General features: G+C 56.6%; 10 protein-coding genes. 6 read left to right on the top strand and 4 right to left on the bottom strand.

Annotation, left to right across the window (positions count from 1 at the left end; translation table 11 throughout):
- Positions 1-394: 394 nt before the first annotated feature.
- The 4 genes from NH398_RS04355 to arfA all read left to right on the top strand — a co-directional run bounded on the left by NH398_RS04355 (position 395) and on the right by arfA (position 5,212).
- Positions 395-3,118: a nitrate reductase gene (locus tag NH398_RS04355; protein ID WP_253016804.1), complete on the top strand. Its 2,724-nt coding sequence runs from the start codon at positions 395-397 to the stop codon at positions 3,116-3,118.
- Positions 3,078-3,974, top strand: a complete 897-nt coding sequence (gene cobA, locus NH398_RS04360) for a uroporphyrinogen-III C-methyltransferase (protein WP_159341343.1) — start codon at positions 3,078-3,080, stop codon at positions 3,972-3,974. Before NH398_RS04355 ends, cobA begins: the two co-directional genes overlap by 41 nt.
- Positions 3,975-4,084: 110 nt before the next feature.
- Entirely contained in the window at positions 4,085-4,909 is an 825-nt protein-coding gene (gene dkgB, locus NH398_RS04365) for a 2,5-didehydrogluconate reductase DkgB (protein WP_159341344.1), read from the top strand.
- A gap of 120 nt (positions 4,910-5,029) precedes the next feature.
- Positions 5,030-5,212 carry an alternative ribosome rescue factor ArfA gene (gene arfA / locus NH398_RS04370; RefSeq protein ID WP_159341345.1) on the top strand — a complete coding sequence of 61 codons (183 nt, stop codon included), beginning with the start codon at positions 5,030-5,032 and terminating at the stop codon, positions 5,210-5,212.
- 103 nt (positions 5,213-5,315) lie between these two features.
- Here arfA and NH398_RS04375 read toward each other — a convergent pair whose 3' ends face one another.
- Positions 5,316-6,029, bottom strand: coding sequence for a response regulator transcription factor (locus tag NH398_RS04375; RefSeq protein ID WP_159341346.1), 714 nt, complete (start codon positions 6,027-6,029; stop codon positions 5,316-5,318).
- 156 nt (positions 6,030-6,185) lie between these two features.
- Between NH398_RS04375 and NH398_RS04380 the strand changes: the two genes are divergently transcribed.
- Positions 6,186-6,692 carry a molybdopterin-dependent oxidoreductase gene (locus NH398_RS04380; protein WP_159341347.1) on the top strand — a complete coding sequence of 169 codons (507 nt, stop codon included), beginning with the start codon at positions 6,186-6,188 and terminating at the stop codon, positions 6,690-6,692.
- Between the two features lie 27 nt (positions 6,693-6,719).
- Entirely contained in the window at positions 6,720-8,966 is a 2,247-nt protein-coding gene (locus NH398_RS04385; RefSeq protein ID WP_253016806.1) for an ATP-binding protein, read from the top strand.
- 55 nt (positions 8,967-9,021) lie between these two features.
- Here the strand turns inward: NH398_RS04385 and NH398_RS04390 are convergent, their stop codons facing one another.
- The 3 genes from NH398_RS04390 to NH398_RS04400 form a co-directional block, all read right to left on the bottom strand.
- The gene (locus tag NH398_RS04390) at positions 9,022-10,182 is read right to left on the bottom strand and encodes an EAL domain-containing response regulator (protein ID WP_253016808.1); all 1,161 of its coding nucleotides are present in this window, start codon (positions 10,180-10,182) and stop codon (positions 9,022-9,024) included.
- Positions 10,183-10,346: 164 nt separating this feature from the next.
- Entirely contained in the window at positions 10,347-12,086 is a 1,740-nt protein-coding gene (locus tag NH398_RS04395) for a methyl-accepting chemotaxis protein (RefSeq protein WP_253016814.1), read from the bottom strand.
- A 116-nt stretch (positions 12,087-12,202) separates the two neighbouring features.
- On the bottom strand, positions 12,203-14,050 hold the full coding sequence (locus tag NH398_RS04400) for an ABC transporter ATP-binding protein (protein WP_253016815.1): 1,848 nt from the start codon (positions 14,048-14,050) through the stop codon (positions 12,203-12,205).
- Positions 14,051-14,123: the final 73 nt, after the last annotated feature.

Here is a 14,123-nt window from a genome sequence, read left to right on the forward strand (position 1 = left end):
CGCTCATGGTTAGCTAGGCTTGCCCCAATTTGGTGCTTAAGCGGCGGTTAATGCACTCTCTTCAACCGCTTATTCGACAAAGAACATTCCTTTAGCGAGTAGTAGAAATGCAGAGTGTGTTTTTAAGTGATTGTTTATTAAATGCTTTAGTGGTTTTAGCGCAGCGTGGGCGCAGGGTTTGCAGTTATTCTGGTAACAAGCAACAACGGCTCAGTGCAGGGTCTTTGCCCATAACGATCACAACGACTAATTGCGTCGAATAATACCAACTGCAGCAAATCACTGATGAGTACGGCACCCGGTAAGCGGTGCCCCTGAGACAACGGCGTCCAGGCAGGCTTCTTTCGAGGCTGGCTTGGGCGCTTTTTGCTTTTTAACGCCGGAGGAAACTGCCATGCCACAGGCCAATCGGCTCGCCCGAACCACCTGCCCCTACTGCGGCGTCGGCTGCGGCGTTACCGCCACGCTGGAGAACGAGCAGCTCATCGCCGTCGAGGGAGACCGCGAGCACCCAGCTAATTACGGCCGCCTGTGCGTAAAAGGCACCGCGCTGCACGAAACCTTGGGCGAGCAGGGGAGGTTGCTCAAGCCGCGCGTGGACGGCAAAGAGGTTTCTTGGGAGCAGGCGCTCACCACCACCGCCGAACGCTTGCAGGCGCAGCGCAGTGCCCATGGCCCGCAGTCGGTGGCGGCATATTTATCTGGCCAGTTATTAACCGAAGATTATTACGTTGCCAACAAGCTGTTTAAAGGCTTCTTGGGCACTCCTCACCTGGATACCAACTCGCGTCTCTGCATGGCGTCTGCCGTGGCGGGCTACAAGCGCGCCTTTGGTGCCGATGCGGTGCCTTGCAGCTATGAAGACCTAGAAGAGGCGGAGCTGGTAGTGCTGGTAGGGTCTAACCTTGCCTGGAATCATCCGGTGCTCTATCAGCGTTTGAAGATAGCCAAAGAGCGCAACCCGTTGATGCGGGTCGTGGTGATCGACCCCCGCGTGACCGACACCTGTGAAATGGCCGATCTTTACCTGGGTATTCGTCCGGGTAGCGATGCGTACCTGTTCAACGGGCTGCTGGCGTGGATGGACGACCATAACCGATTGGATGCCGTGTACTTAGAACGCCACACCGAGGGGTTAGACGACGCGTTGGGCGCTGCCAAGCAGAGTGCAGGCAGCGTGGAAGCCGTTGCTCGCGAATGTGATGTGGATCCTGAACGCCTGGAAACCTTCTATTACTGGTTTGCCAGCCAGCTCCACGTGGTCACGCTCTACTCTCAGGGGGTGAATCAATCCTCTAGCGGTACCGATAAGTGCAACGCGATCATCAACTGCCACCTAGCGGGCGGGAAAATCGGCCTGCCGGGGGCGGGGCCGTTTTCGATCACCGGCCAGCCCAACGCCATGGGCGGGCGAGAAGTGGGCGGGCTGGCCAATCAGCTGGCGGCGCATATGGATTACCACACGCCGGGCGCTCGCGAGTTAGTTAGCCGCTTCTGGGCTACAAAGCATTTAACTCCGGCACTGCCTGACGCCCCAGGTTACAAGGCGGTAGAACTCTTTGATGCCATCGAGCGCGGCGAGATTACCGCCCTGTGGGTGATGGCGACCAATCCAGCGGTAAGCATGCCGGACGGGGAGAAAGTGCGCCGGGCGTTGGCAAAATGCCCGCTGGTAATTGTCTCGGAGTGCGTTGCCAATACTGACCTGCTGCCCTTTGCGGATATCGTGCTGCCCGCGTCGGGTTGGTCGGAGAAAGATGGCACGGTGACCAACTCAGAGCGGCGAATTTCCCGCCAGCGGGGGATGCTGCCTCCTCCTGGCGAAGCGAAGCACGACTGGTGGATACTCTGTGAAGTGGCAAAACGCTTGGGCGTGGGGGAAGCCTTCGATTACACCCACCCGTGGGAGATTTTCGATGAGCACGCACGCCTCTCTGGCTATGAGAATAGCGGCGAGACCCAGCGGCTGTTCGATATCTCAGGGCTGGTAGGCCTGGGCCAAGCGGCTTATGATGCGCTCGCACCGATCCAGTGGCCCGTGACTCAGCAGGCTCCTCGCGGCACGGCAAGGCTGTTCGAAGATGGCCGGTTTGCTACGGCGAATGGCCGAGCCAAACTGCTGCCGATTACTCCGCGCCCACCGGCGCAGCCGCTGAGCGACGACTACCCGCTGCGCTTGAATACCGGTCGCGTGCGGGATCAGTGGCACACCATGACGCGTACCGCCCGTTCGCCGCGTTTGATGAACCACCGCGCCGAACCGTTCATGGAGCTGCACCCAGACGATGCGGCTCAGGCAGGCGTTACGGATCAGAGCTTGGCGACGTTGACCGCTGCCGCCGGGGAGTACCGTGGGCGGGTGCGGGTTTCCAACGCCCAGCGCCGAGGCGAAGTGTTCGTGCCGATGCACTGGACCGACTGCTTTACCAAGCAGGGCCGCAGCGGTGCACTGATTCAAGGGTATACCGACCCGCTCTCCGGGCAGCCGGAAGCCAAGCAAGGGGCGGTGGCGGTGGGCAAACTCCCCGTTGCTTGGCAGGCGACGCTGCTGCTAGCCAACGAATTGGATACGCCACCATCGCCCTGGTGTCGCAGCGACTACTGGGCGCGCATTCCGATGGCAAGCTGCATCCGTTGGCAGCTAGCGGATAGCCAGCCGGTCGAGGATTGGCTGGCGCAGGTGGAGGCGTGGTGCGGCGTGCCTGTCTCTTTGTGGTGTGACGACCCGGCAACGGGTAGGCTGCGCGCAGCGGGCGTAGTGAACGGGCGGCTACGCTGGTGGTTGATGGTGGGACCACCCGACGAACTGCCCGGGCTTGCCTGGCTTGAAGCGCGCTTCAAGGACGCTACCCTGGAGACACAGCACCGTAGACGCCTGCTGGCCGGGTGCGACGATGGTGCCGTGGATACCGGACCGGTGGTGTGCAGCTGCCACCAGGTTGGCCAAGCCAGCATTGTGAAAGCGATTCATGCGGGCGATACCAGCGTTGAAGCGTTAGGCGCACGACTGGCCTGCGGCACCCAGTGCGGCAGCTGCCTACCCGAACTAAAAGCGATACTTGAAGAGGAGCGGCCCCATGCGCGCGCTAAGCAAACAGCTAACACAGAAGTGGCCTGAAGCGCTGTGGCGCTTGGGTCAGCGGGCGTGGGCGCCATTTAGTCGCGATACCGCCACGCGCTTGCGCTTGCCGTTAAGCGGTGAGTGCCACCCAGGCACCGTCTATTTGGTCGGCGCGGGCAGCGGCGATGTGGAGCTGCTGACGCTGAAAGCCGCACGGTTGCTGATGCAGGCAGACGCAGTGGTGTATGACCGCCTTGTTGGAGACGAAGCGCTAGGGCTTATTCCTCCGGGCACCGAGCGCTACTATGTTGGTAAAGCCAGCGGCCATCACAGCATGCCTCAGGCGGAGATTGGTGAGCTGATCGTCTCCCTGGCCCAGGCAGGCAAATCGGTAGTGCGCTTGAAGGGCGGCGATCCTGGCGTGTTTGGGCGCATGGGCGAAGAGCTAGCGGCTCTGGCCGAGGCCGGGCTGCCCGCCGAGATTGTGCCGGGTATTACCGCCGCCTCCGCCGCAGCGGCGGGGATGGGGATACCACTCACCGATCGCGGCCACGCCCAGCAGGTACGTTTTATTACGGCGCAGCTATGCCGGGAAGGCGGTATGCCGGACTGGGCGTCGCTGGCGCGTCAAGATGAGACCCTGGTGTTCTACATGGGGCTCTCCAAAGTGGCCGCCATTTGCCACGGCCTGCGCCAAGCGGGCCTGCCCGATACGTGGCCTATCATGCTGGTGGCCAACGCCAGCCAGCCCGAGCAGCAGGCCCTGGTAGGCACGTTGGCCGATATGCCCGAACGCCTCGCCGCTCAACCGCTGCCATCGCCCTGCCTCATCATGGTGGGCAGTGTGGTCAGTATGGTGGCCCATAGCCCAGCTGCGACGGGCGCAAAAGTGCTGCCTTGCCAGCAGGCCTGATGGCGGATGTCGTTTTTTTACGAAAAAATGTTAAAAGCCAGGGTTGAAGTCCCAGAGTGCTCTCCCCATATTCATTAACACGCTATCAAATGAAGCAAAGGAGAGAAGGGATGCACAACGACGCTCCGAACCCCGGTTTTGGTACTTTTCGTTTGGAAGGCGATACGTTAACGAAGAGCATACACGCGGCCCTGGAGGCAGGTTACCGCCATATCGATACCGCTCAGTTTTACGATAACGAAGCGGGCGTTGGCAAAGCGATTGCCTCTAGCGGTGTTCCCCGTGAAGAGATTTTTCTGACCACGAAAGTGTGGTTCGACAAGCTCGAACCCGCCGCGCTGAAGGCCAGCGTCGATGAAAGCCTGGAAAAGCTGGGCACCGACTATGTAGACCTGCTGCTTATCCACTGGCCGTCGCCGAACGATGCGGTGCCCATGGCAGACTACTTAACCGCCTTGAAAGAAGTGAAGCAGGCGGGCAAAGCGCACCATATCGGCGTGTCGAATTTTACCATTGCACAGCTCGATGAAGCGGTGGATATCTTAGGCGAAGGTGAGATCTTTACGAACCAGATTGAGGTTCACCCGTTCCTGCAAAATCGCCGCTTAGTGCAGCACTGCGAAAAGCTCGGCATCAAAGTGACGGCCTTTATGCCGCTCGCTGTTGGCAAAGTGCTCGATGAGCCTGCGCTGCAGCGCATTGCGGATGCACATGGGGCCAACCCGGCGCAAGTGACCTTGGCGTGGATCCATCAACTGGGCTACCTGACCATTCCGTCGTCCACTAAGGCGCGTAACATTCAAAGCAACATCGATGCCTTCAAACTGACCCTGAGCGAGTCAGAAATGGCGCAGATTGCTGAACTGGATCGCCATGAGCGTATTGCAAATCCCGATTTTGCTCCACAGTGGGACGACCAGCCGTTAGGTCATTAGGAAAACGCTATCGTAAAACCGCTTCGGCAACGGGAACTGTTGGCGCAGCGGGTGTTCCTAAGGGCGGCGGCTAACACACGCCGCCTTATTAAGCGTCTCTTAATAAACCAGGAGTACAGTGTGAAACAGCATAAGGTTCGCAATAACGCGCTAAAGGCACAATTACGTACGCCCATGTTCAAAATGCAGCAGCAAACGCCTAAGAAAGGCAAAGGCAGCTACTCTCGCAAAGGGCGTCATGCACAGAAGGGGTCGTCTTCGATCGGTGTTAGCGCCCTGAGAGGGCATCGCCAAGCCGCTTGAACCAGCGTTTTGGCGATGCCTTCCCCAGGCATCGCTGCAGGCAATTTGCCAGTCTGCAGACTCTCATCAGCTTTTGGCCGACCGCAAGGTCGGCTTTTTTATGTCAATTGGCCGCTTGCTCTACGGTAGAGATGCTGCACACTTCCATGCGGTAGCCCGATTGGTAGACGCTGCGAAGGCGTAGCCCGTGCCGACCGTCCAACTCTAACTTGCGGCGTAAACGGCTGACATGGGTATCCACCGTGCGTGTCGAGACATCGCCTTTGATGCCCCAAACCAATTCCAGTAAATGAGCACGGCTCAACAGTTCACCCACTTTGGAAAAGAACAGCGTGGCCAGACGGTACTCGCGTTCGGTCAATTCAACGGCATGGCCATCGACGCAAATGGTGTGCTCATCGGTATTGATTGAGAAAGCGCTGGGGCAGGTGGCAGAGGGGCGGGGTGTGTCGTAACCGGCGCGGCGACCCAAGGCGCTGACGCGGGCGAGAAACTCTTTGGGGCGCAGCGGCTTCGCTAGAAAGTCATCGGCGCCTTGTTCCAGCGCTTTGACCACGTCGTCTTCCCCCTGGCTTGCGGTAATGAACAGAATGGGGCCACGCCAACCGTCGTTTTGTCGCAAGTGGCTGACCACGTCCATGCCGCAGCCATCCGGCAGGCGCCAGTCGATGATGAGGAAATCGAAGCGCTGCTCCTGCGTTGCGCGCCTTAATTCACTTGCCCTGCCAAAGAGCGAGACTCGATGCCCTGCAGAAAGCAGGCACTGCTCAATGAACGCTTGTTGGTCGAGATCATCTTCCAGCACGCCGATATGCATGGTGAGTTACCTATTTTTATCGTGTGATAAACCTCACACCAATGGGGATAGAACTCATGCCTTAATTCTAGTTTAGGTAGGGGTAGCGACACAAAGGTTTACAGTTAACGCTTAAGTCGTAGCGCTATAATTCGCCTACAACCTAGGAGGTGAAAAATGGCTAAGCGTCTGATTAATAAAGCTCTTGTTTTCCTAGCCGGTGCGTTTTTCTTCAATGTGGCGCAGGCGCTCGAGGCGCCGACCGGCAGCGTCATTTTAGAAGTGACGGGCAACATTACTCACACCAATGTGGGTAACGAAGCGCATTTCGATAAAGCGATGCTAGAAGCGCTCACGCAGCGTACCACCGTCACTAGCACGCCGTGGCATGACGGCGTCGTGAGTTTTGAAGGGCCGCTGGGAAGAGCGTTATTAGACGCCGTGGGTGTTGAAGGGGAGCAGTTGAACGTCGTGGCGCTCAATGATTACTCCTCCACGGTACCGGTCAGTGATTTCTATGAACATGACGTCATTTTGGCCATGCAGGCCGATGGACAGCCGCTGAGAATTCGTGATCACGGGCCGCTATTCATCATTTATCCCTTCGATGAAAACCCCTCGCTCTTGAACGAAGAGATCCTTACCCGCTCCGTGTGGCAGGTCAAGCGCATCGAGGTCGAGTAGCGGGCGCAATATTGTTAGGTAAACGCCATGCTACCCATTATTAGGCACTACTTTTCGCGCCGTGTGAGGGTCGCTACGTTCTCAGCGATCCTCTTTTTTCTATCTGCCATCATTACGGGTGGCGTCATCTTCCAACGTCAGCACGCCATCGAAAATCGTCTGTTAGAAAACCTCGTGTGGACGGGGTATCAGTTTGATAGGGAAGTGCGCGAGTTTCATCTGACGCTGGTGGATAGCCAGCTGGGTCATATGAGTAGCGAGGATTTGCTGCTGCGCTTTGAAATATTGTTTAGCCGCAAGACGCTGTTTCAGCAGGGAGAGATCAATTTAGCGGTATCAAAGATCGAGGGTGTGAATGCGCTGGTAGAAAAGGCGGCCGCCGTGATTCATGACATCGACCATTTGATCGAGCCGCTATGGGACGATGCCAGCGCGCTAAACGACGAACTCATTCGTCACGTCATGGAGCGCACGGTTCAACTACAGCAAATTACCGGCACCATCTTGATAGAGACCAACGCAAGCGTGGCGCGACTGCGCACGCTTGAGCGCGAAAAGATGACGCAGCTCTACGGGTTGGCGTTGATCATTCTGCTCTCGCTGATGTTATCGGGCGGTCTATTGGTTCGCGCCCTGCTCATCGAAGGAAAAGTGAGCCTTCGTAAAGCCCAGGCATTAGAGGTGAAGAGCCGAGAGCTGAAAGAGACGGCCAAGCGCGCTGAAATCGCCAGCCAAGCCAAGTCCCAGTTCATGGCCGTGATGAGCCATGAGATTCGCACACCGCTCAACGGGGTGGTAGGGATGGCCGATCTATTGAGTGACGAAGTGCACACGCCCAAGGCTCACGCCTACTTGTCAGCACTCAAACGCAGCGCTGAGAGCCTGCGCGCCGTGATCAACGATATTCTGGATTACACCAAGATAGAGAGCGGACGGCTTGATCTGGACGCTCGTCCCTTTGACCTGCGCGAATGCATCGAGTCGCTCTGTACGGGCTATGTGCTGCAGGAAAAAAGCAAGCCGGTTGTGTTCAACTACTCCATCGACCCGTCGCTGCCTCGGTTCGTGGTGGGGGATATCGCTCGCCTACGTCAGGTGATGATGAATCTAATCAACAACGCGCTGAAATTCACCGAAGAGGGGTTTGTGAAGTTTCACGCCTCGCCAGGGGATGACCATCGACTGCTGTTCGAGGTGTACGACACGGGGTGCGGTATTGAGGCGGCAGATCAGGAGCGTCTCTTCTCCGCTTTTTCCCAGGTAGATACCTCGATTGCGCGGCGCCACGAAGGGACGGGACTGGGGCTCGCCATCTGTAAGCGGCTCGTTCACGCCATGGATGGTGAGATCGGTGTGACTAGCCAAGTAGGTTTGGGTAGCCGCTTCTGGTTTACGGTCGCGCTGCCGGAAACAGAAGGGATAGAGGTCTATCACCGCAGCGAGCAGCAAGCGGCGCTGGCAGATAACCACCATATCCTGATCGTGGAAGATAACCCCATTAACCAGACCGTCGCAAAAGTCATGTTGGAGCAGCTTGGGCAGCGGGTGACCATTGCCGATAACGGTCAGGCGGCGTTGGCGCAGCTTCAAGAAGAGTATACGGCCATCGACCTCGTGTTGATGGATATGCAGATGCCGATTCTGGATGGTCCTGACACCACGCTGCGCTGGCGGGCTTTTGAGGCCGCGAACGCGCTGCCCAGGCTGCCCATCGTCGCCATGACGGCAAACGTCATGCCCGAACACCGTGAGCGCTGCTTCGACAGCGGGATGGACGACATGATCAACAAGCCGTTCACCCGGGAAGAGCTGTATCAACTGATTAGTCGCTACGTCCCGAGCGCTGAGCTGCCCAAGGAAAGTGTCGAGTCAGGCGAGCGCTCCGCCAGCGAGCAGGGGAGTTTGCTACAGGATGCCGCGGACGTGCCGGAGGTATTGGATCGTAAGATTTGCGCTGAGCTGCAGGAGGCGTTCGACCCCACATCGCTCAATGCGCTGTTGAGCGCGTTCTTGACCCGGCTGGAGGAGCGTTTGATTCGCCTACGAGCGTGCTGGCTTTCGGGGGATAGTGAGTCCTTACGTAAGGAAGCGCACTCACTCAAAGGAGCGGCTGCCTCGCTAGGCTGTGCCGCCATTGCCGAGAAAGCCGCCATGCTGGAGAAGAGCGCCAGCCATGACAACGATACATCGGTGACGGGGTTGTTGGACGCGCTAGAAGCGCTGAAACTCACGACCGAGCAAGCGTTGTTGGCGCAAGGATTGTTGGCAGCTTGAGGCCATACCAGCGCTACTCAGGGTAGCGCTGGGTGTTGTCGACCAGGGGCGGCGACTAGGCGCGCTTAGCGATTGTCATTTGATGATCCAACCACCCATCGAACTGCACTGACGAGAGAGGGCGAGAGATGAAGTAGCCTTGCCCAACGGGGCAGTGCGCTTTGGCGAGCAGCGCCTGCTGCTCTGCGTTTTCAATCCCCTCTGCCACGACGCTCATCCCGAGACGCGCGCCAAGCTCGACAATGGAGAGCGTAATGGCTTGAGCGCTGGGCTCGCTATCGATGAGGGATACAAAGCTTCGATCAATTTTTAACTCATCAAACGGCAGTCGGTAGAGCTGTGTTAACGATGAGTAACCCGTGCCGAAGTCATCAAGCGCTAACTTGCATCCCCGTTTACGTAGTTCATCCAAGACGTGTCGAGCATAACCCAAGCACTCCACGCCGACGGATTCCGTCAACTCCAACGTGACCTTGGTCATATCGATGGGGTACTTGCTACAGAGCGTATCGAACATCGACAGCATTTTTTCGGCTTTGATAAATTCTGCAGGCACGTTAACGGCGATGCTTAGCGGCAACCCACGGGCATGCCAAGCAGCCAGCTGTGCAAACGAGAGCTCTAAAATACACCAAGTCAGCGGCACCATCAGTCCGCTTCTTTCGGCCAGGGGAATAAAGTTATCAGGGTAAATGGTACCGCGCGTTGGATCTTCCCAGCGCACTAAGGCCTCTGCGCCCACAACTGCACCTGTCGCCAGCGATACCTTTGGTTGCAGTGCTAGGCAAATATGCTGCTGCTTGATCGCCTGGGCCAGCTCGCCCACCGAGGGTGGTTTCGGCGATGACTCAATTTGCTCGATAAACGCGCTAAGGCCGGTCATTAGCTTGGCCTTAGGTAAAAAGCCCAGCATCTTTAGCCCCTTAGATTTACCTTCGGCAATTGCGTGCGCGGCAATTTCATCAGAGCAGCTGCTTAACAGCAAAATAGGCGCATTCATTTTTAGATCATAGAGATAATCCAGTATATCCAGCCCGGTAAAATCGCCCAAGCCAAAATCCAGCACGATTAGGTTAGTGTTAAGTAGGGTAGGTTTACGCGCCAGCTCTCCCAAGCATCCGGCGGTGGCAACGTCAAACCCATGGCGGCTTAGCAACATTTTGCCTAGCAGCTGGATATCGACGTCATCATCAATCACTAACGCACTGGGCGGCATGATATGTCCTTTCAAATAGGTACGCGCAGCGTTTTAAGTAAGTGTTATTGCCAGCGCACTGACGCAATGCCTGAGTCGGCAATGCAAAAGCGCCTTCAGGTGCCAGGGAGGAGCCTGAAGACGCAGAGATGAATAGGGTTAAACGATTGGCTTAGTGGGCATCATCAAAAAGACTCCCATTCAGGGGTAGACTGACGAACCAAATTTCTAGGTAGCGTTGAGGCTAACTGTAGTGTGCTTTTATTAGTTTGATCAAGAGATACGTGACGCCCTGAATCAACGATGGGTGGGATATTGCTCAGTTTAAAAGAGCCCACCAATGCGCTCAGTCGATCTGCCTGTTCACGCAGCTCAGCGGCGGCAGCGCTAGACTCCTCCACCATCGAGGCATTGTGCTGCGTCATGCTATCCAGTTCGTTCACCGCGTCATTGACTTGACCAATGCCCACGCTCTGCTCTTTGGCACCTGCGCTGATCTCTGCGACCACATCGGCGACACGTTCAATACTTTGCATCATGCTGTGTAACGTATCGCTAGCTGCTTTAACCTGGGATACACCAGAGAGTGTTCGCTCAGACGAAGTGCTGATTAACTCTGAAATACTCTTTGATGCTTCGCTGGTGCGGCTGGCTAGAATACGCACTTCCTGTGCGACGACGGCAAAGCCCCGACCATGCTCTCCCGCTCGTGCCGCTTCCACTGAGGCGTTAAGTGCCAAAATATTCGTTTGAAAGGCAATGCTTTCAATCATAGTCACGATTTCACCGATTTGGCTGGACGACTCGCTAATGCTGCCCATGGTTTTCTGAACGCCCTGCATGGCATTCAGACCTTGATGTGCAATGTCGCGGGTTGATAGTGCAAGCTGGTTGGCTTGTTGGGCAGACTCCGAAGCATTGTTCACCACCGCCGCTATTTGCTCCATAGAGGCAGAGGTTTGCTGCAAGTTGGCCGCGGCCTGTTCGGTGCGCGAGGCGAGCTCTTGGCTACCCTTGGCGATTTCAGTCGAGGCGTGTTGAAGGCTCACGGTGCTTCGGCTGACGGACTGTAGCGTGTCGTCGATGCGGTTGATAAAGGCATTGAACTGTTGGGCAAGCTCGCCAATTTCATCCCGGCGCTGGCTTTGAATGCGCGCGGTAAGGTCGCCTTCGCCCTCGGTGATGTCCTTGATGCGTGCCGTCACCTGGCGAATCGCCCGTGACATGGTGATGGGGCCTGCCAAGGCAATGAAGATAGCCACTAGGAAAACAGCGACCGAGAACGTTCCTGTTATCCACTCCTGGCGTTTTACTTTTGCAACCGTTGCCGCTTCGGTATTACTCGCGACGTCTACGACGGCTTCACCAGCCGTGTTATAGAGTTCTCTTAGTGCATTAAAGGTCGTGAGTGATTCCTGCTTGTGTAATTGTAATGCTGAGTTTAAATCACCACGCTGGTGAGTATCGAAAACCGCGTTAGATGTGGTTTTCCACTGGTTAAATAAAGTGTCAAAAAGAGCAAGTTGTTCGAGTATGTGAGGCTGCTGTTGCATGATCTCTTTAAATCGATGCATACCGTCTAACGCTTGTTGGACATTCTCTTCGAACGTCGCTTTTAGCTCGGCAGACTCTCTACTGTCGGGGCTCACAAGGACGTACTCCGCTTCGGCAATACGGGCTTGATGCAGGTCACGGTCAGCATTGATCACGGCAGCAGTGGCTGGCCCGAACCGCTGGCTAAACTCCAACATGCGATGTTGAACGCTATTTACCAGAAGCAAGTCGACAATAAAAATAATCAATAACGCCAGCGCAACGCTAATAAAAGCGACAGAGTATTTAACGCTGATGGAGTGTAGGCGGTTGTTCATTTTCGTTGCCTCGAAAAATGAGCCATGGGATATGTTGTAAAGTAAACGAGGCAATGATGTCAGTCGATAGTGCGAGGGGAAATGTCACTTTTCTTCACGTTGTAAGAGTCTTTGGCTAATGATGAATAATGAGACTTAACGTGCTTTTCGATAGCAGCTTAACTAACCACTTATCGATACCCCTCCGCCTGCAAATGAAACAGCGACGCATAGCGTCCGTTGGCGTCGAGCAGCGTTTCATGGGTGCCGCGTTCGATGATGCGCCCTTGGTCGATGACGATAATTTGGTCGGCGCTGCGGACGGTCGAAAAACGGTGGGAGATCAAAATCGTCATCTTGTCGCGGCTGTGATCACGAAAGCGGGCAAAGACATCCGCTTCGGCGGCGGCATCCATGGCGGCAGTGGGTTCGTCTAGCACTAAGATATCGGCCTCTTTGCGCATATAGGCGCGGGAGAGTGCCACTTTTTGCCACTGGCCGCCGGAGAGCTCTTGGCCGTTTTTAAACCAGCGCCCTAGCTGGGTTTGGTAGCCGTCGGGCATGCGCTTGATGAAGTGATCGGCCAGCCCGTCTTTCGCCGCCTGCTGCCAGCGCTGCTGATCATCGAAGGCGGTGGTGTCGCCTACCCCAAGGTTTTCCCCAACGGTGAGCTGATAGCGTACAAAGTCCTGAAAAATTACGCCCACCCGTGCCCTCAGCGCTTGGGTGTCCCACTCGTTGAGGTCGCTGCCGTCTAGCAAAATTCGACCTTTTGTGGGACGGTAGAGCCGGGTCAAGAGCTTGATCAAGGTGGTTTTGCCCGATCCGTTTTCACCCACTAGGGCAAGACTGCTGCCGGGGACGATATGCAGCGAAATATCGTGCAGCACCTCACGGCCGCCGGGATACGCAAAGCTCACCTGCTCGAAACGTAGCCCATCGTTGGGGATGACGCCCTGGGTCACATGGCCCGTATCGGTCTCGGTGGGCTGTTCCAGATATTCGTAGAGGTTGGAGAGGTAGAGGTTATCTTCATACATGCCGCTCACGGCTGTAAGGCTGGCGGACAGTGCGCTTTGCCCCTGCTTGAAGACCATCAGATACATAGTCATTTGACCCAGCGTTAGCGCGCCGATAACGGTTTCGACGACGACCCAGCCATAGGCCGCGTAGAACGTCAGCGTACCCAATAGCCCGAGCACGAACCCCCAACCCTCTCGGCGCAGTGTCAAGCGGCGATCTTCGGCAAACAGCTGATGAAAGATATCTCGGTAGCGCTGCAGAAAGCGCTGCTCTAAACCAAACAGTTTGACCTCTTTAATGCTGTCTTCACGAGCCAGTACGGTTTCCAGGTACATCTGCATGCGGGTTTGTGGCGAGCGCCAGCGAAATAGCCGGAAGGCATCGCCGGAGAATTTCGCTTCGGAAAGAAACACTGGCAGCGCTCCCACCACTAAGATCAGCAGTGCCCAGGGAGAAAACTGCACCAACAGGAAGGCAAAACTGCCGAGGGAAATGGCGTTCTGCAGCAGCCCAAAGGTTTTATTGACCAGCGCTAGTGGGCGGGTCGAGGCTTCACGCCTGGCGCGGGTGAGCTGGTCATAAAGCTCCGAATCCTCGAATTGGCTCAGCGACAGCGTGCCCGCTTTTTCCAAAATCATCACGTTCACTTTCTGCCCGAGCAGCGCTCTTAACAGCGACTGCTGGGCCGAGAGGCCACGCTGGGCCAACGCCATCAGGGCAATGATACCGCCTTCCAACGCCACTAACCCCAACACTGGAGTGAGCGTTGCCCATAAGTCAGGGTTGCTCGCCGACTCATAGCTTTCCATCGCCGCCAGCACGCCATCGACAATCAACTGGCCCACATAAGCCGCCACAGCGGGCAGCACGCCAGCCACCAGCGTGCAAAGCGCCAAGCCCAGCATCATCCAGCGGGAGGTGTCCCATACCAGTGCCAGCGCACGGCGGCTATAGCGAAACACGCTAAAGAAGCCGCTAAACGGAGAGGGGGAAGGTGAGGAAGGAGACGGCATCATGGCGTTAGCAACATCGAAAAGTAAGGAGCACCAGCATCAGTAGGCCGCCATGATGCGGTGCTTTGGCGTTGAT

The sequence above is a fragment of the Halomonas sp. CnH100-B genome (assembly GCF_024124605.1).
Taxonomy (GTDB): Bacteria; Pseudomonadota; Gammaproteobacteria; order Pseudomonadales; family Halomonadaceae; genus Vreelandella.

Coding starts and splice junctions, on each gene's coding strand:
- NH398_RS04355 (WP_253016804.1), top strand. CDS start 395: ATGCCACAGGCCAATCGGCTCGCCCGAACCACCTGCCCCTACTGCGGC.
- cobA (WP_159341343.1), top strand. CDS start 3,078: ATGCGCGCGCTAAGCAAACAGCTAACACAGAAGTGGCCTGAAGCGCTG.
- dkgB (WP_159341344.1), top strand. CDS start 4,085: ATGCACAACGACGCTCCGAACCCCGGTTTTGGTACTTTTCGTTTGGAA.
- NH398_RS04375 (WP_159341346.1), bottom strand. CDS start 6,029: ATGCATATCGGCGTGCTGGAAGATGATCTCGACCAACAAGCGTTCATT.
- NH398_RS04380 (WP_159341347.1), top strand. CDS start 6,186: ATGGCTAAGCGTCTGATTAATAAAGCTCTTGTTTTCCTAGCCGGTGCG.
- NH398_RS04385 (WP_253016806.1), top strand. CDS start 6,720: ATGCTACCCATTATTAGGCACTACTTTTCGCGCCGTGTGAGGGTCGCT.
- NH398_RS04390 (WP_253016808.1), bottom strand. CDS start 10,182: ATGCCGCCCAGTGCGTTAGTGATTGATGATGACGTCGATATCCAGCTG.
- NH398_RS04400 (WP_253016815.1), bottom strand. CDS start 14,050: ATGATGCCGTCTCCTTCCTCACCTTCCCCCTCTCCGTTTAGCGGCTTC.